Source organism: Chryseobacterium sp. KCF3-3, assembly GCF_045865955.1.
Taxonomy (GTDB): Bacteria; Bacteroidota; Bacteroidia; order Flavobacteriales; family Weeksellaceae; genus Chryseobacterium.
Genome location: NZ_AP035792.1, coordinates 1,384,292 through 1,408,195 on the forward strand (window position 1 = coordinate 1,384,292; position 23,904 = coordinate 1,408,195).

General features: G+C 37.1%; 16 protein-coding genes and 2 riboswitches. Of the genes, 4 read left to right on the forward strand and 12 right to left on the reverse strand.

Annotation, left to right across the window (positions count from 1 at the left end):
• Positions 1–39: 39 nt before the first annotated feature.
• The 4 genes from ACKTTZ_RS06195 to ACKTTZ_RS06210 all read right to left on the reverse strand — a co-directional run bounded on the left by ACKTTZ_RS06195 (position 40) and on the right by ACKTTZ_RS06210 (position 4,792).
• Positions 40–582, reverse strand: coding sequence for an acyl-CoA thioesterase (locus ACKTTZ_RS06195; RefSeq protein WP_034692538.1), 543 nt, complete (start codon positions 580–582; stop codon positions 40–42).
• On the reverse strand, positions 570–1,322 hold the full coding sequence (locus tag ACKTTZ_RS06200) for a hypothetical protein (RefSeq protein ID WP_034692540.1): 753 nt from the start codon (positions 1,320–1,322) through the stop codon (positions 570–572). The genes ACKTTZ_RS06195 and ACKTTZ_RS06200 overlap by 13 nt, the downstream gene beginning before the upstream one ends.
• A gap of 222 nt (positions 1,323–1,544) precedes the next feature.
• A complete protein-coding gene (locus tag ACKTTZ_RS06205) occupies positions 1,545–3,662 on the reverse strand; it encodes a TonB-dependent receptor (RefSeq protein ID WP_407847846.1) in 2,118 nt (705 codons plus the stop codon).
• Between the two features lie 104 nt (positions 3,663–3,766).
• A riboswitch (TPP riboswitch) is annotated at positions 3,767–3,858 on the reverse strand.
• Positions 3,859–4,021: 163 nt separating this feature from the next.
• Positions 4,022–4,792: a WG repeat-containing protein gene (locus ACKTTZ_RS06210; protein ID WP_253317502.1), complete on the reverse strand. Its 771-nt coding sequence runs from the start codon at positions 4,790–4,792 to the stop codon at positions 4,022–4,024.
• Between the two features lie 287 nt (positions 4,793–5,079).
• Here ACKTTZ_RS06210 and ACKTTZ_RS06215 point away from each other — a divergent pair, with 287 nt between their 5' ends.
• On the forward strand, positions 5,080–7,863 hold the full coding sequence (locus ACKTTZ_RS06215) for a bifunctional aconitate hydratase 2/2-methylisocitrate dehydratase (RefSeq protein WP_034692547.1): 2,784 nt from the start codon (positions 5,080–5,082) through the stop codon (positions 7,861–7,863).
• Positions 7,864–8,180: 317 nt separating this feature from the next.
• Complete coding sequence (locus ACKTTZ_RS06220) at positions 8,181–10,448, forward strand: aconitate hydratase (RefSeq protein ID WP_407847848.1); 2,268 nt, start codon at positions 8,181–8,183, stop codon at positions 10,446–10,448.
• A 146-nt stretch (positions 10,449–10,594) separates the two neighbouring features.
• On the opposite strand, the gene ACKTTZ_RS06225 is transcribed toward ACKTTZ_RS06220, so the two are convergent.
• Together ACKTTZ_RS06225 and ACKTTZ_RS06230 are read right to left on the reverse strand one after the other, a co-directional pair.
• Complete coding sequence (locus ACKTTZ_RS06225; protein WP_034692549.1) at positions 10,595–11,272, reverse strand: LytTR family DNA-binding domain-containing protein; 678 nt, start codon at positions 11,270–11,272, stop codon at positions 10,595–10,597.
• Positions 11,265–12,284: a sensor histidine kinase gene (locus ACKTTZ_RS06230; RefSeq protein WP_034692551.1), complete on the reverse strand. Its 1,020-nt coding sequence runs from the start codon at positions 12,282–12,284 to the stop codon at positions 11,265–11,267. The genes ACKTTZ_RS06225 and ACKTTZ_RS06230 overlap by 8 nt, the downstream gene beginning before the upstream one ends.
• A 191-nt stretch (positions 12,285–12,475) precedes the next feature.
• On the opposite strand from ACKTTZ_RS06230, the gene ACKTTZ_RS06235 reads away from it, so the two are divergent.
• Positions 12,476–14,599, forward strand: a complete 2,124-nt coding sequence (locus tag ACKTTZ_RS06235) for a TonB-dependent receptor domain-containing protein (protein WP_407847851.1) — start codon at positions 12,476–12,478, stop codon at positions 14,597–14,599.
• A gap of 252 nt (positions 14,600–14,851) precedes the next feature.
• On the opposite strand, the gene ACKTTZ_RS06240 is transcribed toward ACKTTZ_RS06235, so the two are convergent.
• Positions 14,852–16,825: a TonB-dependent receptor plug domain-containing protein gene (locus tag ACKTTZ_RS06240; RefSeq protein WP_407847853.1), complete on the reverse strand. Its 1,974-nt coding sequence runs from the start codon at positions 16,823–16,825 to the stop codon at positions 14,852–14,854.
• Between the two features lie 305 nt (positions 16,826–17,130).
• Positions 17,131–17,589: a TonB-dependent receptor plug domain-containing protein gene (locus tag ACKTTZ_RS06245; RefSeq protein WP_407847855.1), complete on the reverse strand. Its 459-nt coding sequence runs from the start codon at positions 17,587–17,589 to the stop codon at positions 17,131–17,133.
• A 296-nt stretch (positions 17,590–17,885) separates the two neighbouring features.
• Positions 17,886–17,983, reverse strand: a riboswitch (SAM-I-IV-variant riboswitch).
• A gap of 118 nt (positions 17,984–18,101) precedes the next feature.
• Here ACKTTZ_RS06245 and ACKTTZ_RS06250 point away from each other — a divergent pair.
• Complete coding sequence (locus ACKTTZ_RS06250; RefSeq protein WP_407847857.1) at positions 18,102–20,330, forward strand: TonB-dependent receptor domain-containing protein; 2,229 nt, start codon at positions 18,102–18,104, stop codon at positions 20,328–20,330.
• A gap of 208 nt (positions 20,331–20,538) precedes the next feature.
• On the opposite strand, the gene ACKTTZ_RS06255 is transcribed toward ACKTTZ_RS06250, so the two are convergent.
• The 4 genes from ACKTTZ_RS06255 to ACKTTZ_RS06270 all read right to left on the reverse strand — a co-directional run bounded on the left by ACKTTZ_RS06255 (position 20,539) and on the right by ACKTTZ_RS06270 (position 23,904).
• Positions 20,539–21,255, reverse strand: coding sequence for a HesA/MoeB/ThiF family protein (locus ACKTTZ_RS06255; protein WP_407847859.1), 717 nt, complete (start codon positions 21,253–21,255; stop codon positions 20,539–20,541).
• A 133-nt stretch (positions 21,256–21,388) separates the two neighbouring features.
• On the reverse strand, positions 21,389–22,507 hold the full coding sequence (thiH, locus tag ACKTTZ_RS06260) for a 2-iminoacetate synthase ThiH (RefSeq protein ID WP_034692567.1): 1,119 nt from the start codon (positions 22,505–22,507) through the stop codon (positions 21,389–21,391).
• A 9-nt stretch (positions 22,508–22,516) separates the two neighbouring features.
• A complete protein-coding gene (locus tag ACKTTZ_RS06265) occupies positions 22,517–23,293 on the reverse strand; it encodes a thiazole synthase (protein WP_034692569.1) in 777 nt (258 codons plus the stop codon).
• Positions 23,290–23,904 (reverse strand): thiamine phosphate synthase, encoded by a 615-nt coding sequence (locus tag ACKTTZ_RS06270; protein WP_034692572.1) that lies wholly within the window; start codon positions 23,902–23,904, stop codon positions 23,290–23,292. The genes ACKTTZ_RS06265 and ACKTTZ_RS06270 overlap by 4 nt, the downstream gene beginning before the upstream one ends.

Here is a 23,904-nt window from a genome sequence, read left to right on the forward strand (position 1 = left end):
TTGTGAAAATTTGTGCCAACCATTTGCGTTTTTTGTGTTTTATTTCTTGTCTTTTTTAGACTCCTGCGGTTCCTGGAATAACTTTTTAAGTTCTACAGATTCCAAAGGTTTCATTCTTCCGGAAAGGATTAATGAAAGTTCTTTTCTACGGAATGCTGCTGCAAATCTTTCTTTTTCTTCCTCTGTTTCAGGAATCATTTCCGGAATAGGAATCGGACGATTGAATTCATCCACTGCAACAAACGTATAAATCCCTGCATTTGTATGAATTTTCTTCTGGTTAATCGGATCATCCAACCATACATCTACATACACTTCCATGGAAGTAGAGAATGCTCTGGAAACTTTAGATTCCAATACCACTACACCTCCTTCCGGAATCGGATGGTTGAAAGATACGTGGTTTACAGAAGCTGTTACTACTCTTCTTTCACAGTGTCTTGCTGCAGAAATAGACGCACAACGGTCCATTTTTGCCAGAAGTTCACCACCGAAAAGGTTTCTTAAAGAGTTGGTTTCGTTCGGAAGAACGATATTGGTCATAATAGTCAGAGATTCTGACGCTTTTTTTATTTTTGCCATCTAGTCTTAGTGTTGTTTGGGACAGCCGGAGCAGGTTTCATTCCTTTTCCGACAGGTTTTACTAATGAATCTTTTTTCAAAGAATCTGAAACAGGTGTTTCCGGGGTATGTACCATCACTTTTACCGTATCTTTTACAATTCTATGGGTAGAGGTCTGTACGGAAACATTATTGAAAGATTTTTTTCCAAAAAGAAGTTCCTGTTGGGTAAACGCAAGGTATAAAATTCCAAGAACCGGAATAACCAGAAGGAAAATCCAAAGAATTGTTTTTTTGAATTTAAAATCCTTTTCGCGATTCACTGTGGTATTCACTTTTTCCCCGTTATTGATATCTGAGAATCTGATTTCCTCCAATCCGTAAAAATCCGGACGTCCGGATTCTATTCTTTTTCCCTTGAAATGAGTGTGCCCTTCTTCAATGAAGACTGTTCCAAGGTTTTGAATTTCAAGAACCTGTTCGGCCTGAAGTTTTTTCTTCCAAAAATCAGTCTGAATTTTAAGATCACTTTTTGAAGCTTCCAGAGACATCTGTTTTTGTTCTGCAATAAAAGCAGCAAGATCTTCAGCCTGTACTTCGTAATCTATTGTAAATTCAATCTGACTGGCCGGAGGCAGAATGCTTCCGTTTTCAGAATTAATAATTGCCTTAGAATTTTTCAGTGAAAACACCCCAAAGCCTGGAACTGTGGCAGTTCCAAATTGTTTTAAGTATTCTAAAATATATGCTGAAATATTCATTTGGCAGCAAATTTATAACTTTTTCGGGACTTTTTGTAATATTTAATGGATATAAAAAAGACTGCCGGAGCAGCCTTTTAATTATTCTGTATTAAAAAAGGAATACCATTATTCAAATCCTTTTTTAAAAGCTTTACTATTATGGTTTTAAGAGAAAAAAGCTGAAAAATAAAGGAACAGATTTGTGGTTCCATAGATCTATTCCCTAAACTTTTTTCCTGATTACTGAATCTTCCAGCTTATTCCAAACATAAAGTTCGTTCCTGCCTGTGAAAAATAATACGGTTGGCCTTCATATACAGATCCGTTGTTCACATATTTCTTGTTGAACAGGTTATTCACCAATAGCTTTAATGCAATTTCATTATTAGCAATTTTAAACTGATACTGCGCATTGAAATCTGTCAGGAAATAATCTTTAAGCTGAAGATTCGCATCTTCGGTATTGTCCAGATATTGTTTTCCAACATACTGATTCATTAAAGCAAACTGGAAATTCTTTGTAGGATTGAATTTCAGGCTTATATTGGCAATTACATTCGGAGAGAATGAAATCTGAGTATTTCCAAGGCTTTTAGGCAAATCTCCATTTTGAATATTGAAATCCTGATTTCTGTTCTGACTTAACGTTACGTTTCCTGAAACCTCCCATTGTTTAGATAGTTTTGCCAAAGCACCTACTTCAACCCCTCTTCTGTAGCTCTTCCCTGAATTTGTTCTGATAAATGCTCCTACGTTATTCAGTTCTCCGTTCAACACCAACTGGTTCACATAATACATATAGTAAACATTGGCCGTCAATGAAACAATCCCGAACTGTTTTTCAAAACCTGCTTCAATATCATGAAGTTTTTCTGCTTTCACATCGTTATTGGCCATCAGATCATCTCTGTTGGGTTCACGATGAGCATGAGCGTATGAAAGGAAAATTTTACCTCCGTCAATCCTGTAATTCACTCCGGCTTTAGGATTAAAGAACAGCCAGTTTTTACTTAAATCTGCACCTTCACCGTCCCCTGCCATCAGGATCTTAGTATTGTAATTAATTTTTCTAAGCTGTAAATCACCAAAGAATTCAAAATTATTCACTCTTAATAAAGCTTTTGCAAAACCAGACACTTCATTCTTCACAGAGCGGTTTCTGTAATATTCGCTTTCATCAATCTGAGGGAAAAATACTCCCGTCACATTTCCATAGTGTCTTCCGTAATACTGATTCACAACGGCACCAAAGTTCAGATCCAGATTTTCAAACTTCCCGTACAATGTAGAAACCATTCCGTAGAAATCGTTATTCAGCCATTTTTTTCTGATAAAATCTGAGTATTTTATAGTTTGTCCACCTTCAATGATATTAGGCAGATTGTACCTTGAGAAAGGATTTCCCTGTTTATAGTTTTCGTAATATCCTTTTCCTTTTGTATAGTGGAACGTGGTTTCCAGATTCCAGCGGTCACTGAATTTCTGCTCCCAAAGCAACTGATAATGATTCTGTCTGTAATTATCCGTTTCATTATCATAGAAACTTACAATATTCTCCCAATTGGCATCATAAATCGCTCCTGAAATATTGAATTTAGGATCAGTTTCCCAGGTTTTACGGTCAATTCCATTCCAGGCCTGATACGTTTTCTCTTTTCCACCAAAAGCCATTAAACGTAATTTCGTGTTTCCTTCTTCAAATAAAGCAGTGAAATTATAAGAATGTAAGTTGGATGAAGCTCTGTCTATATATCCGTCAGAATGAATATGAGTGTATCTTCCCATCACGGAAAGACGGTTTTTCCAGAATTTTCCGGAGCCTATTTCAGCTGAATATTTATAGGTATTAAATGATCCGTAGCTGTCGTCTGTTTTAAAATAAAACTTCTCTTCCGGATCTTTAGAAAGTACATTAATACTTGCTCCGAAAGCGGAAACACCATTATTGGAAGTTCCCACCCCTCTCTGAATGACAATCTGTGATGCTGAACTTGTTAAATCCGGAACGTTGACAAAAAATATCCCCTGGCTTTCAGAATCGTTGTATGGAACACCATTCATCATGACATTGATAGCACTTCCTGAAACTCCACGGATTCTGAAGCCGGTATATCCTACTCCATTTCCGGCATCGGAAGTAGAAATAATGGAGGTTTGATTTTTCAAAAGAATAGGAAGATCCTGTCCCAGATTCTTACTGTCCAGATCTTTCTGTACATTGATGATTTCCTTTGCTACCGGCAGTCTTTTGGTAAAGTTGACTGCCTCAATTTCCCTGACCTTTAGGGAATCTTTATTCTGGGCCTGTATAAAAGCTACAGAGCCTACACTAAGCCCTAAAAAAAATAATCCTTTCATTCTATAAATCTTTAACATTTAATGAATAAAAGGGGTGATTATGAGATAATTGATAAATAGTAAATGATACGTGATGTTTACCGATCATTTATCGCTAATCATCTATCAATTATTTAAATGGTTCCCTAAACAGCATTACCTGTTCCAGGTTCATTGGGTATAATCTCAGCCTGTTAAAGCACCCCTTTATTTCAGCTGCAAAATTACAAAAAATATATGAATTGGAATTCGGGTTTCGAGATGCAGGATAGTGGGTTACGAAGTGCGAGACTCAGGGTGTTAGGTTGAGGGTTACGCAATGGAAAAAATACTACGAAAAATAGGAGTTATCAGATGAATCATTCATCACTTATAACTCTCTAGTAAGTTTTGTTATTGGCGTCGATATAGTAGTAATTCGAGCCATCTTTTGTTACTTCAAACATCTTACCCAGTTTCCAGCTGAAGTTTCGCTTAATATTGGAATATTCAAACGGAATGATAATCTTATTATTAACATCGATGATTCCAAATTTATCATTATTGGAAGCCACAATCATCGGATTAGCCACATCATCTCCTTCAAGAATGAACAGATACTGATATTGAGGATAGATCTGATATTGTCTGTAATCGGCGGCATTTACAAATTTTGATTTTTCAATGATTCCGTAAAAACCATTCAGAATATAGGCCTGAAATAACTGTTGTTTATATTCTTCAAATTTACATTTTCCAAAATCTGCTTCTTTGAACTGATACACTCTCTTTCCAGACTGATCTACACGATATGAAATCATATTTTTTTCTACCGTAGCATAGTCTCTTGTTCCAAATTTTCTGACTTTTTCATTAGGAGAATTCAGAAGATTGCAGTCTTCATAAAAAAATACCGCGATATGATATTCCGGCTGGATAATAAATTTCCCATTCTGATTGACATACCCGAACTGATCACCCTTTTTCTTAGGAATCAAAACTGGAAGATCTTTATTGATCACCACCAGATCAGCATTAGGTTTGTTAGCTGCAGCTGCTTTTTTAGTCGTGGTTTTTGATCCTTTCTTCAAGGGAACTTTCTTCACAGATTGGGTCTGTGAGAAAACGAAAATCGAAATAAAAACACACAAAACATTCAGGATATTTTTCATATTCTCCATTTGTTTACAAAAATACGACCAAAAATAGATATTATAAAATTCATATTTATAAAGAATCTAAATAATTTCATTCTTATAAAATAGTAAAATTTCGTAATTTTGGGAACATTTTGAATTGTTTGATAATTTTAAAAAACTTTTGAAAAAGTGTAGATTATGCTGACTTTATTCGGTTAATGTTGCATCAAAATGCGAGAACTCAAAATGTCATTAATTGTATTTATACACACCGGTAAAGAAAAAGCAGGCCTACCTTTAATTTTGAAAGACCTTCTATTATGAGTATTTATAAGGATTACATCAAAGAGATTGAAGAAAGAAAAACCCAAGGGCTTCATCCAAAGCCAATTGATGGGGCTGAATTACTAAGCGAAATCATTACACAAATTAAAGATTCAGGTAATGCTGACCGATCAGATTCTCTTAAATTTTTCATTTATAACACACTACCCGGAACTACAAGTGCAGCGGGAGTGAAAGCAAAATTTTTAAAAGAAATTATTCTAGGTGAATCCGTAGTAGAAGAAATTTCCCCTGCATATGCCTTTGAATTGTTATCTCACATGAAAGGCGGACCTTCTATTGAAGTATTGCTGGATCTTGCTCTAGGTAACGATCCTGCTACTGCTAAAGAAGCGGCTAACGTTCTTAAAACTCAGGTTTTCCTTTATGAAGCAGATACTACCCGTCTGAAAGAAGCATTCAACAGCGGAAACGAAATTGCAAAAGAAATTCTTGAAAGCTACGCAAAAGCTGAATTCTTCACTAAACTTCCTGAAGTTGCAGAAGAAATCAAAGTAGTAACATTTATCGCCGGTGAAGGAGATATCTCTACAGACTTACTTTCTCCGGGTAACCAGGCTCACTCAAGATCAGACCGTGAGCTTCACGGTAAATGTATGATCACTCCTGAAGCTCAGGAAGAAATCAAAGCTTTACAGGCACAACATCCTGATGCAAGCGTGATGCTTATTGCTGAAAAAGGAACAATGGGTGTAGGTTCATCAAGAATGTCCGGAGTAAACAACGTTGCTCTTTGGACAGGAAAACAGGCAAGCCCATATGTACCATTCGTAAACATTGCTCCTATTGTAGGAGGAACAAACGGAATTTCTCCTATCTTCCTTACCACAGTAGACGTTACCGGAGGTATTGGTATCGACCTTAAAAACTGGGTGAAGAAAGTAGACGAAAACGGAAACCCTGTTCGTAACGAAAATGGAGACATCGTTCTTGAAGAAGCGTATTCAGTAGCAACAGGAACTGTTTTAACAATCAATACAAAAGAAAAGAAATTATATAACGGAGATCAGGAATTGATCGACCTTACCAAATCTTTCACTCCGCAAAAGATGGAATTCATCAAAGCTGGTGGATCTTACGCTATTGTATTTGGTAAGAAGTTACAAACATTTGCAGCTCAGCTTTTAGGAGTTGAAGCTCCAGTTGTTTTTGCTCCATCAAAAGAAATTTCTCACGAAGGACAAGGACTTACTGCTGTAGAAAAGATTTTCAACAGAAATGCAGTTGGAACTACACCAGGAAAAGTTTTACACGCTGGTTCAGACGTTCGTGTACAGGTAAATATCGTTGGATCCCAGGATACAACAGGTCTTATGACTTCTCAGGAGCTTGAATCTATGGCAGCAACTGTGATTTCTCCAATTGTTGATGGTGCTTACCAGTCAGGATGTCACACTGCTTCTGTTTGGGATAAAAAAGCTCAGGCTAACATTCCGAAGCTAATGAAGTTCATGAACGAATTTGGTTTGATTACAGCCCGTGACCCTAAAGGTGAATACCACGCGATGACTGACGTTATCCACAAAGTTCTTAACGACATCACTGTAGACGAGTGGGCCATCATCATCGGAGGTGACTCTCACACAAGAATGTCAAAAGGGGTAGCTTTCGGAGCTGACTCAGGAACTGTGGCTCTTGCATTAGCTACCGGTGAAGCCTCTATGCCAATTCCTGAATCTGTAAAAGTAACCTTCAAAGGAAACATGAAAGAACACATGGATTTCCGTGATGTGGTTCATGCTACACAGGCTCAGATGTTGAAGCAGTTTGGAGGAGAAAACGTATTCCAGGGTAGAATCATTGAGGTTCACATCGGAACACTTCCTGCTGACCAGGCATTTACATTTACAGACTGGACTGCTGAGATGAAGGCAAAAGCTTCTATCAACATTTCTGAAGATAATACTTTGATCGAATCACTGGAAATTGCAAAAGGCAGAATCCAGATCATGATCGACAAGGGTATGGATAACCACAATAAGGTTCTTCAGGGACTAATTGACAAAGCAAACAAGAGAATCGAAGAAATCAGATCAGGAGAAAAACCTGCTTTGACTCCGGATTCAAACGCTAAATATTACGCTGAAGTAGTTGTAGATCTTGACGTAATTGTTGAGCCAATGATTGCTGACCCGGATGTAAACAATGACGATGTTTCCAAGAGATATACACACGATACCATCAGAGATCTTTCTTACTATGGTGGTGAGAAAAAAGTAGATCTTGGTTTCGTAGGATCTTGTATGGTTCACAAAGGTGACCTTAAGATCGTTTCTCAAATGCTTAGAAACATTGAAAAACAACAAGGTAAAGTAGAATTCAGTGCTCCTCTTGTAGTAGCAGCTCCTACTTACAACATCATTGATGAGTTAAAGGCAGAAGGAGACTGGGAATTATTAGAAAAATACTCAGCTTTTGAATTTGATGATAACGCTCCAAAAGGAGAAGCTCGTGTGGAATACAAAAACGTAATGTACCTTGAGCGTCCTGGATGTAACCTTTGTATGGGTAACCAGGAAAAAGCAGCGAAAGGAGATACTGTTTTAGCTACATCTACCCGTCTTTTCCAGGGAAGAGTAGTGGAAGATTCTGAACGTAAAAAAGGAGAATCTCTATTGGCTTCAACGCCGGTTGTTGTTCTTTCTGCGATTATCGGAAGAATTCCTAGCATTGATGAGTATAAAGCTGCCGTTGAGGGAATTGACCTTACTACTTTTGTTCCTTCTATTAAAGAACTGACAAGTACAAGCGCTCACTAAGAGATTAATAATACGTCGAAAGACCTATTAAAAACTATATCATTGGAAGATTTTGGTCCTTTTGGATTTAAAATCTTCCAATTTTTTGTTTAGAACGTTTCTATTTTAAGATAGTTACGTTTTTTTTTCGATAAAATCAGGAAAATAAATTCTAATTTTTCTTAAATTGAAAGTTATAAAATCTATTGATTTTAAAGTCAAAAACACCCTATTTATGGATTATAGGAACGTTTTTTGATGTACAAAAGAGTGATTTTTCTTTTTCATCCCATAGAAAAAGAAGCTTTAACGGAAAAAGAACAAAACTAAAATACGATATGACTTTTGATATTGATATGATCAAAAAGGTGTATGAGCGCTACCCGGAAAGAATTGCTGCGGCAAGACAAATCGTGGGAAAACCCCTTACCCTTTCAGAAAAAATTCTTTACACCCACCTTTGGGAAGGAAATGCTACACAAGCATATGAACGAGGAAACTCTTATGTAGACTTTGCACCAGACAGAGTAGCAATGCAGGATGCCACAGCACAGATGGCTCTTTTACAATTCATGCAGGCAGGAAAAGTTAAAGTAGCGGTTCCTTCTACTGCTCATGCAGATCACCTGATCCAGGCGAAAGTAGGTGCAGACAAAGATTTACAGGAAGGGATCAACAAAAACTCTGAGGTATTCAACTTCCTGAGTTCTGTATGTGATAAATACGGAATCGGATTCTGGAAACCGGGAGCTGGTATCATTCACCAGGTTGTACTGGAAAATTATGCCTTCCCTGGAGGAATGATGATCGGTACCGATTCTCACACAGTAAATGCAGGAGGATTAGGAATGGTAGCAATTGGTGTAGGTGGTGCTGATGCAGTAGACGTAATGGCAGGAATGGCCTGGGAACTTAAAATGCCTAAACTTATCGGGGTAAAATTAACCGGTAAAATGAATGGATGGACCTCTGCAAAAGATGTTATCTTAAAAGTAGCAGGAATCCTGACTGTAAAAGGAGGTACAGGATGCATCGTAGAATATTTCGGTGAAGGTGCTGAATCTCTTTCTGCAACAGGTAAAGGGACTATCTGTAACATGGGTGCTGAAATCGGAGCTACAACTTCTACTTTCGGGTATGATGATTCAATGAGAAGATATCTTTCCGCTACTGGAAGACAGGATGTAGTAGATGCTGCTGATACAATTGCAGAACACTTAACAGGTGATGCTGAGGTATATGCTAACCCTGAACAATATTTTGATCAATTAATAGAAATCAACCTTTCTGAACTGACTCCTCACTTAAACGGACCTTTCACACCAGATTTAGCGACTCCAGTTGCTGAATTCAGAGCTAAAGCTGAAGCTAACGGATGGCCTTTAGAAGTAGAATGGGCACTTATCGGTTCTTGTACCAACTCTTCTTATGAAGATTTATCAAGAGCAGCTTCCATTGTAGAGGATGCAGTATCAAAAGGGGTAAAACCTAAAGCAATCCTTGGAATCAACCCTGGTTCTGAGCAAGTGAAGTTCACAGCAGAAAGAGACGGTTTCTTAGATTCTTTCAGAAAATTTGAGAATGCAAGAATCTTTACCAATGCTTGTGGACCATGTATCGGACAATGGGACAGAGAAGGTGCGGAAAAAGGAGAGAAAAACTCTATTATCCACTCTTTCAACAGAAACTTTGCGAAAAGAGCTGACGGTAACCCGAATACCCACGCATTCGTAGCTTCTCCGGAAATGGTAGCTGCTGTAGCAATCTCTGGTAGACTGGACTTCAACCCAATTACGGATACCTTAACTAACGAATCAGGTGAACAGGTAAAACTTAACGAGCCTAAAGGTTTCGAACTTCCAGCAAAAGGATTTGCGGTAGATGACAACGGATACCAGGCTCCATCACATGATGGTTCTAAAGTAGTTGTGAATGTAAGTCCTACTTCAGACAGACTTCAGTTATTGGAAGAATTCCCGGCTTGGGATGGTAAAAACATTCAAGGAGCTAAAGTATTGATCAAAGCTTTCGGAAAATGTACTACTGACCACATTTCTATGGCTGGACCTTGGTTGAAATACAGAGGTCACCTTGATAATATTTCAAACAACATGTTGATTGGAGCGGTAAATGCTTACAACATGGAAACCAATAAAGTTAAAAACGAATTAACCGGTGAATACGGTGAAGTTCCGGCTGTACAAAGAGCTTACAAAGCTGCAGGTGTTCCAACCATTGTGGTAGGAGATCAGAACTATGGTGAAGGTTCTTCAAGAGAGCATGCTGCCATGGAGCCTAGACACCTTGGTGTGAAAGCAGTATTGGTAAAATCATTCGCGAGAATCCACGAAACCAACCTTAAGAAACAAGGAATGCTTGGAATTACTTTCGCTAATGAAGCAGACTATGATAAAATTCTGGAAGATGACACGGTTAACTTCTTAGATCTTGACCAATTTGCTCCGGGAAAACAATTGACTTTAGAATTCGTTCATGCTGACGGAACTAAAGACATCATTATGGCCAACCATACTTACAACGATCAACAAATTGATTGGTTTAAGGCTGGTTCAGCGCTAAACCTGATCAAACAACAGGAAAAATAAAATTAATTGTTAGATTAATTAATAGAAAGGCGGCTTCATTAGAAGTCGTCTTTTTTGTTTTAGTTATATTGAAGAACTTTGGTAAATCTTCCAAACCTTATAGGTTTTAAAAACCTATAAGGTTTAATATTAATCTTAAAACATTTTCACTTTAATCTATCCAGAAGATTTGCTCTATAGCTTTCCCCAATCGGAATTTCATACTCGGGAAGAATCACTTTTTTAGCACCTATACTTTTGATTTTATCCAGATTGACAATGAAAGATTTATGAATCCGCACAAATCTTTCAGGAAGTTGGTTTTCCATTGATTTAAGAGTATCCAGAACGATAAACTCATTGGCTTCCGTCCGGATATTAACATAGTCTTTGATACTTTCAATATAAAGAATCTCATTAAAGCCGATACGATGTCTCTGCCCTGAAGATTTTACAAAGAAATGGGTATTTTCCTCCTGTGGAAAAGGAAACCGCTCCTGAGCCTTTGATATACTCTTTTGAAATCTTTCAAATGAAATAGGCTTCAATAAATAATCCACTACATTATGCTCATATCCTTCCAGAGCATACTCTGAATAAGCTGTTGTCAGAATATACTTTTGATCAGGTCCTACAATTTTCATAAAATTGATTCCTGTAAGTTCCGGCATCTGAATGTCCAGAAAGATGAGGTCTGAATCGTTTTTTTGAAGATATTCCAAAGCCAGGATTGGATTCTCTGTGGAAAACACCAATTCAAGAAAGGGAATCTTCTCTACATAATGTTCAAGAAGAGAGATTGCCAAAGGCTCATCATCCACAATAATGCATTTTATCTTATTCATCCCTTAAATCTATTTTTAAATCCACCATAAATTCTGTTTCCGAATCCCTGATCTCCAGCTGATGTTTAGGATACAATATTTCCAGTCTTTTTTTCACATTCTGAATACCTATTCCTGAAACGGTATCTTTCATTTTCTGTGTTTTAAAATTCAAAAGATAAAAATGCAGAATTTTATTCTGATCTGAAATTTTCATTTCAAAACCTTTATCACGGAAATCACCATGCTTGAAGGCATTCTCAACAAAAGGAACCAACAGCATGGGTGAGATCTTCAGTTGAGGATATTGAATATCTTTTTCTATCAACAAAAGTTCAGGATTTCTGATTCTAAGCTTTTCCAGCGCAATCAGACTGTCTATGTAACCAATTTCCTTATCCAAAGAAATGGAGTCTTTTTCGAGATCTTTGGTGCTGTATCTCAGCAGCTGTCCCAGCTCTTCAATGGCAGGAAGCGCTTTATCTGATTTTTGATAGACAAGAGAATAAATATTATTTAATGAATTAAAAATAAAATGAGGATTGATCTGTGTTTTCAAAGCCTGTAGCTCTGCCTGTTTCTTTTCGATCAGAAGTTGTTTTTTATCATTTTCTGCGACTCCGTATTTCTCCACGATCCACAAAATTCCGGCAATGAAAACCGTCAGTGAAGCATTGTAGATATTATCTGTCAAATAATATAAAAGTCCGGTATCTTTATTATAATTTCTGAATCCAAGAGTAATAGGAAGCAGCACTTCTTCTATTCCATACCGAATGACACCAAAGCTTAATATAGAGATCAAAAAAACTAAAACGGCAGAATAAAGTTTCTCCAGGTTTAATACTTTCGGAATAATAACCAGATACAAAAGATAAAAAGTAGAAATTTCAGAAATAAAATAGGTAAAGTTCAGCACATACGTTTCAAATCCTCTTCGCTCAGGAAAAAAGAAGTAAGGTGTAATGTTGTTTCCTATAAAGTTGAAACTCCAATACAAAATCTGAAGCCAGATAATTTGCTTTTTATTCATACTCAAATATAAATCTCTGCAGGCACAACTCATCAATCCTTTTCGATAAAAACCTGTTTTTTTCCGACGAAACTTTTTTGACATGCATAATGTTCCCCTTCATCTAAATGCTATTTCCATTCAAGAGCCCTTCCAATACTTTTGTGAGAGAAATTTAACACAATCATTATTTAATCTGTCATTAATATCCCATGAAAAAACATATTTTATTTATAACAACCCTTGCTTTTTCTTTTGCAGTAGCACAAACTAAAGACACTATCAATGTTAACAAAATTGAAGCAGTGACGGTGAATGGTAAAAAAGTTCTTGTAGAGCGTAAAGTGGATCGTCTTGTTTACAACGTTCAAAACTCCATGCTTTCACAGGGAAGCTCCGGGACTGAAGTTCTGGCAGGAACTCCTTTATTGCAGGTAGATGAAAATAAAGGACTTCTTTCCATTGCCGGAAAAAATGGAGTGTCTGTAATGGTAAATGACCGAATGCTGAATCTTTCCGGAACCGAACTCATGAATTATCTGAGAAACCTTCGTTCTGAAAATATCTTGAAAATTGAAGTGATCACAACTCCACCTGCTAAATATGAAGCTCAGGGAAACACCGGAATTATCAATATCGTCCTTAAAAAGAATCAGAATCTGGGATGGAGCGGCTATCTGAATACTAACTACACCCAGAGAACCTATGCTGGTTTCAGTAGTGTGGCCGGAATAAATTATCAAAACGAAAAGATAAAAGCTTCTGTAAAGGTGATGGGATATGATGGAGATAAAAGGTCTGTAGAAAAAAATAATATCATCGGGCAAAACTCTTCTATCAGCAAAGACGACAGAAAGGATATGAATGACGGACTTGGACTGAATGCCAATTTTGACTATTCTCTTTCTAAAAATTCCAATATCGGATTGGTATACGATATTACAAAGGGACATACCAATATGGATATCAATTCAACACAGAATTACCTCACAGGAAGCACTCCTACTTTACAGACAGACACAGATTCAAAGCATCGCTCTCCTTTTACCACCCAAATGCTTAATCTTTATTTTGATCAGAAATTGGGTGAGCATAAACTTAGTTTCGGAGCCAATTATTATGGAAATTTGCCTGATAATGAGGTTAATTTCACAACAAGAAATATTGTCAGTAATACAACTCAGATTGTTAGAAATCTATCTTCGGTAGATTATAAAATCTATTCCGGGCAGGCAGACTTAACTTTAAATTTCAAAAAAATTCAAGTAGAAACAGGAGCGAAATACAGTCAGTTTTCTAATAATTCAGACATCGCATATTTTAATTTTAACAATGGAAATTATATCATAGATCCGGCAAAGAGTAATCTTTTTGATTATCATGAAAAAAATTATGCAGCCTATATCAGTGCCAGTAAAGACCTCAGCGAAAAATGGTCTGTAAAGGCAGGGCTTCGTTATGAATATTCACAAACCAGCGGTTTTTCTCCTACTACCCAATCAAAATCGGAGAACAATTATGGAAAATTCTTTCCAACAGCCTATATATCTTATAAAGCCAATGAAAACAATCAGTTCAGCATTAATTATTCCCGAAGAATTAACCGTCCTTACTTCCGGGCTTTAGACCCGTTCCGATGGTATTCTAATCCTAATACATATTATACCGGAAACCCAAGTCTGCAACCTTCTTTCAATCACAATATTGAATTCAATTATATTTTTAAAAGTAAATTTTCTGCCAATCTTTACTATCAGAGAACCACAAATAATTTTGATCAACTCTCATTCCTGAACGGAATTGACCTTACCAGTACTTATGAAAATTATTACAATCAAAATATTTACGGGCTCAATCTCAATTATACGGACACCTATTTCAAAATCTGGGAAAGTAATATTTCTACCTCCTTCAGCTATAATGAAACTCAGATTACAAAGTTCAATCTGGTTGCTAAAAACGGACAGTCATTTTATTTTTCTTTGAACAATACTTTCCAGCTGAATAAAGCGAAGACATTCATGCTATTTGTCAATTACTGGAATAACCTTCCTTCCAGAGACGGATATTTTTCTATGAAAAACACAGCAAGTCTGGATGCAGGAATCAAAATGAGTTTTGCGGAAAAAGCCCTTCAGGTCAATCTTTCGGTGAGCGATATTTTCAGACAGTCCGGATTGAGAGCTGATATGTATTTTACTGATAATACACAATCTTTCAACAACTATTGGGATGCCAGAAGAATGAACCTCAGCATCACCTATAATTTTGGAAATCAGAAAGTAAAATCGAATAACAGGTCAGTCAATTTTGAAGAAAAAAACCGTGCCCAATAACTGCAAAAAGCTAAGCTTAGGGATTTTTCCCTGAGATAACCATCATCATATATAAAAAACGAAGCATTCTCAAAAGTGTCATTCTGAACACAGACTGAAAGTCTGCGAACGAAGTTCATAAATGTAGTGAAGAATCTCATATGTTTGGTTATCAACAAGATTCTTCCTTCGTCAGAATGACAAAAGCCAAATTGTTTGACTTTTGAGACGCTTCATTTTTTTGTTTAAATAATTTATAAATCATGTCAATATTTAGAATCTGAATTCAATTCTTGCAAACAAGAACCTTCCCCCTATACCGTACTGGGAAACCTGTCTGGAATACACAAACTGGTTATCAGCAGTTAATGAACTTATATTCGGGCTTTTAGAAGGCAGAATATTCAGGATGTTATTGCTCCCGATCGTTGCTGAAATATTTTTATTAAAATCATACCCTACAGATAAATCCGTCACAAAGCGGTTATTAAGAACAAAATGCTCTGTACTTCCTGTTACTCCGTCAAAATTAGCATCCAGAACATCTGCATCAGTTACTTTACCAAAGAAAGAATTACGCAGTACAAAGGTAAATCCGGAAACTCTTAAAGTATTCGATAAAGTAGCTTTTACACGAGGAACAGCTTCTTCAAAATACACTCTGTTGGGTTCTGAGAAATAATTATCAATCTGGCTTACCAATTTAGGTGACGCATGAATATCTCCGATTCTTTTGGTCTGATTAAAGTTGATTCCCAAATTATTCTCCAAAGAAATCCCCGATGAGATTTTTGAGTTCTGAGAAATCGTAATATCCAACCCTTTTGTCTGAGAGTCTACAGCATTGGCAAAAAAGTTGGCAGCGCTGGCTCTTGCCAGATCAAAGGCACTTTGCAATACCTGATCATCAGCATTGTTGATTTTATCCGGACGGAAAAACAGATCCGTAAGTACTACTCTGTCTTTAATCTTTATTAAATAAGCATCTGCGGTGAAAGTCAGGTTTAATGTTGGAATCTTCCATGTAATTCCTGTGCTGTAGGATTGTGAAGTTTCCTGTTTTAATTTCGGAATACCCAATGCCTGTGCGGCTTCAGAATTATTCCTAAAAGTACCAACCTGCGTAGTTTTTCCCTGCTGAATCAACGTAGATGTGGAGCTATAATAGATTTGAGCTAAAGAAGGCGCTCTGAATCCTGTAGAAACAGCACCTCTCCAGTTCAGGTTAGGAGCCAGCTTCACGTTGGTTGCCACTTTATAATTGAATGTAGATCCGAAGTCTGAATAATTCTCATATCGCAAAGCTCCTTCCAACAGCCAGCCATCAGTAACTTCCAGCTCTGCATCAGCATAAGCAGCAATACTGTTCCTATTTCCTGAAACGGCATTTTCCGGACTAAAGCCTGGAAAAACCTGTGCTCCCGCTGGCCTTACATTTCCGAAGAAGTCGGTTACCTTCTCATTTTCAGGAGTTTTAGCAGTTACCACACGTCCATAGATATCATAAGAAGCATAAGAATTTTCTTTTCCGGCATTCACTTTATAATTTTCATGTCGGTATTCTGCTCCGAATGCAATATTCAATCCTTTCAATATATCATATTTTTTTGAGAAGTCAAGATTGACGGTATTTTGTGAAAACTCAGATCCTCCGGCATCAAAGGTTCTTGGAGAATTGTCTGTCAAAGAAGCATTAAATGTATTGACAACCCCAAAACCAAAGGTATTTTTCCCGAAAGTATTACTGAAATCCACATTCCAGCCATTCCATTTTCCTTTAATTCCGGCAGCAAGAGAATAATCATTCACGGCTGCTTCAATCTGAGGAAGATATCCATTGGGAGTCACTGCATTGATGTTTCTCTCCGTATTTGGAAGTCTGTAAAATCCTCCGGCATTTCCAAGGCGGTAGCTATAGCCTCCAAATGAGTACACCTTCCAGTCATCATTCACAGGAATTTCAGAGTTGAAGAAGAGCTGGCCCGACTGCAGCTTAGACTGTCCCGCTCTTAGGCTGAAATCTTTTCTCTCCAGTCCTCTGTAATTAAGCTCCTGAGATGTAAAATCTTTACCTAATAATTTTTGAAGATCGGAAATGCTGTTGGCTCCTGAAATTTGAGATTGAAAATCAGTTCCAAAATAACCCACCTTAGCTGCATATTGTTTTATTGTATTGATAATCTGCTGAGTATTGGAAGTATTCGAAATATTTTTATACAAACCATCAATATTCACTCCATCCTGCAATGCTCTGTAATTAATTGCATTATAAGCATTGAAAATATCACCTTCTCTTACTCCGGCTCTGGAATAAGGATCACGATATTGTGCAGAACCTGTAATATTAATAAATCCCGTTTTTCCTATTTTAGCTCCATAATTAAGATCTACGGAAATAGTCTGTCCATCTACTCCTCCGGAGAAATTATTGGCAACAGGCGATGCGTATCCTCCCAGAAATACTTGTCCGGAAAGTCCTAATCTTTTTTTCAGGCCGAGATTGACAACTCCTGCAATGGCATCAGAACCATATTGAGCAGAAGCTCCGTCTCTTAAACCTCAATTTTTTCTAAAGCAAAGGCTGGAATAGCGTTAAGGTCAGTTCCCACAGAGCCTCTTCCCGGCGTAAGGGTAACATTAATCAATGAAGACTGGTATCTTCTTTTTCCATTGAGTAAAACCAAAACCTGATCCGGCCCCAACCCTCTTAAAAGTGCAGGGTCTACAAAGTCAGTTCCATCGTTCACCGTGTGTGAGGTGGATGAAAATGAAGGGACAATATAATTTAAAGCCTGACTGATATTGTTAGTGGGGCTTTGTTTTAAAATTTTCGATATGTTAATAATATCTACCGGAACGGGCGTATCTGTCAGTGATCTTCCTGAGCCTCTTGAACCGAGGATGACTACATCATCTATTTTTTTAGATTGTAAAGTGTCCGTCTGGGCGTAATAAAATGTAGAGATAAGCGCGATAGAAGGAACAAATATTTTTGTTTTGAAATTATGCATATTGTTTGTTGTTACTTTTTGTTGTTAAAAATTGTTTTTAAGCAATACAAATCCTGTAACCCTAAAATGTAAGGTTACCATTGATGTTCGGAATGTTTGTATTATTTTTTAGAAATAGAAAGTGCTAGCAGCAACAACACATGCGCATATAGAAATGGCATGAAAACATATCAGAATAATGAAGACTCACTTCATGATCTGAAGAATAAAAAATTACTGATGGAATGTGATTTCCCTTGTCTTTAAACATTGATTTTAACTTTAAAACAAAAATTCAAGATGGGGATAATGATAGAATGATAAACATTTTTTCCGGAAAATCCGGCTTATCGATTGCAGCACCTTGCTTGTTTTTGCAGGTTGCTATCCCATCTAGAGATTCTTGATAATTACCTGGCAAAGATATAATTATTTCGGAAATAAAAAAAATTTCAGCTTAATTTTTCGATTTTCACAATTTTATCGTAACAAATTTTGTTTTTCAGCGTCTAACCGGATATCAGTAAAACATTATGAAAAAAACGATTTTCGCTTTATCACTGGTAAGTTCTGTTTTTGTTTTCTCACAAGAAAAGAATACTACGGGTGCTAAAGAAAAACAAATAGAAGGTGTAGTTATCACCAAAACTAAAAAAGCCGTTGAACAAAAGGCCGACCGTACCATTTTTGACTTTTCTGAACAACCTCAGCTGAATAACGGAAACGTTCTGGAAGGAATTAAAAAACTTCCGGGACTTGTATCTACCGATATTGCAGGAATGATGTATCAGGGAAAAATGCTGGAAGTATATCTTAACGGAAGACCTCTGAATATTACGTCCAATGAATTGAACTCTTTCCTTGAAGGAATGCCTGCCAACTCTGTAGAAAGAATAGAAGTAATCACACAGCCCGGTGCTGAGTTTCCGGCTACTTCCGGAGGTGCCATCATGAATATCATTACTAATAAAAATGCCAACAAATATTTAACTGCTACGTATTCAGGAAATTATTCTTTCACGAATTATGATAAATACAGAAACAGGACGACCAATTCTGTTAATTTAAATGCAAGGAATAAATATTTCGGATGGCAGCTGAACGTAGGTCAAAACTATCGTGAAAGTATGCTAAATGGTCAACAAGACGAACTTTTGAGCAGCCATACCGATAGATACGCACGTGGATATTTTGCAAAATCAGGGTTAACTTTTGATTTGGGTCAGGACAGATTATTATTGAACTACGATATTTATCACAATAATAATGACAACTATACTTTAAGTAACGGTCATGGTGATTTGCCTTTCCAGAATAATCCAAAAGATTTAAGGGAAGCTTTTTATACATCTTCGGATGTTGCCCATACCAATAGTCTCAGACAGGAAGCTGTGGTAACGTATCAGAAACGTTTTGCAGATAAATCTCAAAAATTAGACTTCCAGTTTGGCTATACAAGATCAGACAGTAAATTTTCTCAGGACAATTTCTTTCAGGATGGTAATTTTGCAGCAGCACCCTATCTTCCTATCAATAGCCCTACCAATGGTTTAAAAGATATTCTGAACAATAAATCTGTAATGAATATTGCCAACTTCAAAGTAGATTATGCCCAACCTATCAAACTTCTTGATGGCGGAAAGGTAAGTTTTGGAGGATTATATGAAAGACAGGATTATGATACGGAAAGTTTTGGGCTGACTAACTTAGAATATCAAAGACAAACTGCTTCTACCTATTTGGAGTTTCAGGCTAAACTGAAAAAGTTTGACTTCACATTGGGTTCCCGTGCGGAAAACTATGATATTTCCGGGGTAACAAGATATTTTGATAAAGATGCGAAACTGGTGGAGGCTAATTTGATTCCTTTCAATAAGTTTAAATTTTTCCCGAATGCAAGCGTACAATATAACATGATGAATCAGGTTAATATTGCCGCCAATTACAACAGAAAAATCAGCTTACCGAGTATTTCTGCTTTGAACCCGAATAACGTAACTTTCTCCGGACCAAGTACCGAAGTAAATGGTAATCCTAACCTACAGCCTACTATTTTTGATAATTATGAATTGAAAATTTCAGCTTTTGATTATGCATTTATCGGATATAGTGTAAGTTCGGCAAGCAACCAGGTGGCACAGATCATCCGAAAGGACGGAAGAAAACTTTACAACGAGCAGGTGAATATTTCGAATATGAAAATTCACAATTTCAATGTGGGATTACCGGTTCCTTTTATGATTTTCAGTAAGCCATTTAGTGAAATCATGAAATTTAATTTCAATCCGGATAAAATTAATTTCATGTATTTATATGCAGGATATCAGAAACATGAAATCGATAACCTGAATAATAAAGGCTTCTGGATTTTCAATATCATGACCCAGGTTATTTTACCTAAGGACATCAAACTGACAGCCAACTACAGCTATCTGACTCCAAAGGCGGGATATTTCTACTTTACGGCAGAAAAACCATTCAACAACTCTCTTGATATTACGTTGACGAAAAAGTTTATGAACAACCGTCTGACGCTTTCTGTTTTTGCGAATGATATTTTCAACGGACAGATGATGCAGGTACGTTCTAATCCACCATCAGGAACGCCGGTCTTGATCAGTAGCAAGTATGACACGAGAAATTTCGGATTTTCTATCAATTATAAAATTCCGACAAGAAATAAACTGGCAAAAGAGGATCCGAATATCCTGAACCAGACTAAAAAAGAAGATAACGGAGGCGTAATGCAGCAGGCACAGTAATTCTTCTTGACAATAAAATAAAAATAGGCGTAAAATGATTTGCGCCTATTTTTTATTTGTCGGATAATTTTTGGCTAAAGCCAATGGATGGTTTTATAAAAGTAAAACGGGTTTCCTTCGTCTACGCTCAGGATCAGAACCCGTTCCTATTGATATTGGATTTGTGTTATTTGTGAAAATATTAGTGACATTAGTGTTTACATCTACATCAGAAATCTATCGTCTGAAATCTCCAGTTCAGTGTGTCTACCAATGTCAGTTGATTCACAATCACCGGAAGATCTGTGATTATTTTTAATGCCTGAAGAGCCATCATGCTGCCTATCATTCCGGGAAGGGCTCCCAATACGCCAAGACTGTCACAATCCGGTACATCCTCATCGAAAGGCGGTTCAGGGAAAATATCCCGTAAGTTTTTGCTTCCATTATGATTAAACACAGCAACCTGTCCTGAAAACCCTAAAATACTCCCGTAAACCAAAGTTTTATTCAGTTTTACGCAGGTATCATTCACCAGATATCTTGTGGAAAAATTGTCAGATCCGTCAACAATAATATCATACTGAGAAAGAATTTCTTCAATATTTTCTTCATTGATTTTCTCTTCAATTCCTGTCAATTTAACCTGATGATTGAGCTCTTCTACAAATATTTCTGCACTCTTTACTTTGGAAAATCCTACTCTGTTTTCAGTATGAATGATCTGCCGGTTCAGATTATGAAGTTCTACATGATCAAAATCGATAATACCTAAAGTTCCTACTCCTGCTGCAGCCAGATATTGAATAACAGGACTTCCCAAACCTCCTGCTCCAATGACAAGAACTTTGGAAGACCTTATTTTCTTTTGTCCTTCCAATCCTATTTCTTCAATAAATATCTGACGGCTGTACCGTGAAAAATGATCTTCTTTCATAATTATCATTGAACCATTAAGGTTTTTTAAGTTTGTAAGGAAAGTTAAGATGAGCTTCGCTTCAAAAAAGAGAGTATCTTAAAAATCTTCGATTTTTCTTAAATAACCTTCACCTCTTCAAAATCCTTAATGATTTAAAAATTTAAAATCCACTATAAACGGAATCCCAGTCTTTCATTACAGGATCATAGCCTGCTTTTTTAATCATAACTCGGATTTCATCCATACTTCTTTCGTCACTGGTTTCAAACTGTTCCAGAGATTCTTTATCCACTGCATATCCTCCGGGATTTGTTTTTGAACCTGCACTCATGGCAGTTGCTCCCAGAGAGACAATATTATTTCTGAACACTTCATTTTCTCTGGTAGAAATGGAGATTTCAAGGTCTTCATTCCAGATTCTGTAGGCACAGATCAATTGAAGAAGGTCTTTATCTTCCATGATAAAATTAGGTTCGATGATTCCTTCAGCAGGTCTGAGTCTTGGAAAGGAAACAGAAAATTTACTTTTCCAGTACTGCTTCTGAAGATAATCGATGTGTAATGCATTGAAAAAACTGTCAACTCTCCAATCTTCAAGCCCAAGGAGAACTCCAAGTCCAATTTTATGAATGCCTGCTCTTCCTATCCTGTCGGGAGTTTCGAGACGGAAATGGAAGTTAGATTTTTTACCCTTCGGGTGATATTCTCTGTATACATCCTGATGATAGGTTTCCTGATACACTAAAACGGAATGCACTCCTTCTTCATGAAGCAGTTTGTATTCTTCTTCCAATAGTGGCTGAACTTCAATGGAAATATTAGAAAAATGAGGTTTTAACTTACGGACAGCATTCTGAAAGTAAGGTACTCCTACTATTTTATTGGCTTCACCGCTTACAAGTAATACATGATTCACTCCCATAGATTTCAGTACTGAGGCTTCAATCATCAGTTCCATATCGGAAAGCGTTTTCCTTTTCAGATTATTATCAAGGCTGAATCCGCAATAGGTGCAGATATTCTGACATTCATTGCTGAGATACAGCGGTGCATACAACTGAATGGTTTTTCCAAATCGTTTTTGGGTGAGCATTTGTGTCATTCTTGCCATCAGTTCCAGTTCCTGAGAAGCGGCTGGCGACAGGAGATTCAAAAAATCGTCCAGGGTTTTATTCTTTTTCTGAAGACTGCATCTTACATCGGCCAGACTTACTTTTTCAAGCTTATTCTTTACCTCATCCCACTGGTAGTTTTCAAAAACATCTTTAAAGCTTTTCATGAGTCTGATTTATTCAAATAAAAACGAAGTAAGCGGGCTTGACGCTTCGGCATGGTTGGCAATAGCTCCCAATCCTGATTCAAAGGCTCTTCTTCCGGCAATCACACCTTCTTTAAAAGCCAAAGCCATATTCAGTGGATTTCCGGCAACAGCAATGGCAGTATTCACCAAAACAGCATCTGCTCCCATTTCCATTGCTTTTGCAGCATCTGACGGTGCCCCGATTCCGGCATCTACCACTACAGGAACATTACTCTGACTGATGATTATTTCCAGAAAATCCTGTGTTCTTAATCCTTTATTCGTTCCGATAGGTGCCCCCAAAGGCATTACTACAGCAGTTCCGGCATCTTCAAGACGTTTACATAAAACAGGATCAGCATGAATGTAAGGCATTACAATAAATCCCAGTTTGGCCAATTCTTCCGTAGCATACAAGGTTTCAATAGGATCTGGCAATAAATATTTCGGGTCCGGATGAATTTCCAGTTTGACCCAGTTGGTTTCCAGTGCTTCTCTTGCTAACTGTGCTGCCAGTACAGCTTCTTTAGCAGTCCGCGCTCCGGAAGTATTCGGAAGAAGATGAACATGGGTTTCTTTTAATGAATCAAGCAGACCATCTTCACTGGATTGGGCGTCAATTCTTTTGAGAGCCATAGTCACCATATTCGTTTCGGATGCGATAACAGATTGTACCATATCACTCATGCTTCCGAATTTTCCTGTTCCTAGGAACAATCTTGATTCAAAAGTTCTTCCTGCTATTTCTAATTTCTGATTGTTCATATCATTACTTTTTTTAATTCATTAATTAGGGTCGGCTGCTTTGTAATAAGCCCGGATACAGCAACACCGTAAATCCCGATCTCCTGTAACGGTAAAATATCTTCAAGCGTAACACTTCCGATGGCAAATATTTTAGGAATGTCTATTGATTTCTCTCTTAATCCATCAATGATAGACTGATATCCTTCAAACCCAAGAATCGGGCTTAGTTTTTCTTTGGTTGTGGTAAATCTCAATGGTCCTAGACCGATATAATCACAAGATTCTTTGATTCTCTGAAGAACATCTGAAAGGGTATTAGCCGTTCCTCCAATAATCTTATTTTCGCCTAAGATCATTCTTGCTTCTTCAATAGCGCTATCGTTTAATCCCAGATGAACGCCATCAGCATCTACTTCTTTAGCTATTTGTACATGGTCATTGATGATACAAACCGCCTGATATTCTGAACAAAGTTGTTTTGAAATTTCACAGAGTTGGATTAATTCGTTTTCAGGAGCATTTTTCCATCGAACCTGTACCCATTTGATGCCGTTATCCAGTGCTTTACGGATGTAAAGTTCCTGTTCTTGTCGGGTATTTCCCTGTGATATATATTGTAATTTTTCCAT

Bases quoted from the DNA above. Each gene is read 5' to 3' on its own strand.
- ACKTTZ_RS06195 (WP_034692538.1), bottom strand. From the start codon at position 582: ATGGCAAAAATAAAAAAAGCGTCAGAATCTCTGACTATTATGACCAAT.
- ACKTTZ_RS06200 (WP_034692540.1), bottom strand. From the start codon at position 1,322: ATGAATATTTCAGCATATATTTTAGAATACTTAAAACAATTTGGAACT.
- ACKTTZ_RS06205 (WP_407847846.1), bottom strand. From the start codon at position 3,662: ATGAAAGGATTATTTTTTTTAGGGCTTAGTGTAGGCTCTGTAGCTTTT.
- ACKTTZ_RS06210 (WP_253317502.1), bottom strand. From the start codon at position 4,792: ATGAAAAATATCCTGAATGTTTTGTGTGTTTTTATTTCGATTTTCGTT.
- ACKTTZ_RS06215 (WP_034692547.1), top strand. From the start codon at position 5,080: ATGAGTATTTATAAGGATTACATCAAAGAGATTGAAGAAAGAAAAACC.
- ACKTTZ_RS06220 (WP_407847848.1), top strand. From the start codon at position 8,181: ATGACTTTTGATATTGATATGATCAAAAAGGTGTATGAGCGCTACCCG.
- ACKTTZ_RS06225 (WP_034692549.1), bottom strand. From the start codon at position 11,272: ATGAATAAGATAAAATGCATTATTGTGGATGATGAGCCTTTGGCAATC.
- ACKTTZ_RS06230 (WP_034692551.1), bottom strand. From the start codon at position 12,284: ATGAATAAAAAGCAAATTATCTGGCTTCAGATTTTGTATTGGAGTTTC.
- ACKTTZ_RS06235 (WP_407847851.1), top strand. From the start codon at position 12,476: ATGAAAAAACATATTTTATTTATAACAACCCTTGCTTTTTCTTTTGCA.
- ACKTTZ_RS06245 (WP_407847855.1), bottom strand. From the start codon at position 17,589: ATGCATAATTTCAAAACAAAAATATTTGTTCCTTCTATCGCGCTTATC.
- ACKTTZ_RS06250 (WP_407847857.1), top strand. From the start codon at position 18,102: ATGAAAAAAACGATTTTCGCTTTATCACTGGTAAGTTCTGTTTTTGTT.
- ACKTTZ_RS06255 (WP_407847859.1), bottom strand. From the start codon at position 21,255: ATGATAATTATGAAAGAAGATCATTTTTCACGGTACAGCCGTCAGATA.
- thiH (WP_034692567.1), bottom strand. From the start codon at position 22,507: ATGAAAAGCTTTAAAGATGTTTTTGAAAACTACCAGTGGGATGAGGTA.
- ACKTTZ_RS06265 (WP_034692569.1), bottom strand. From the start codon at position 23,293: ATGAACAATCAGAAATTAGAAATAGCAGGAAGAACTTTTGAATCAAGA.
- ACKTTZ_RS06270 (WP_034692572.1), bottom strand. From the start codon at position 23,904: ATGGAAAAATTACAATATATATCACAGGGAAATACCCGACAAGAACAG.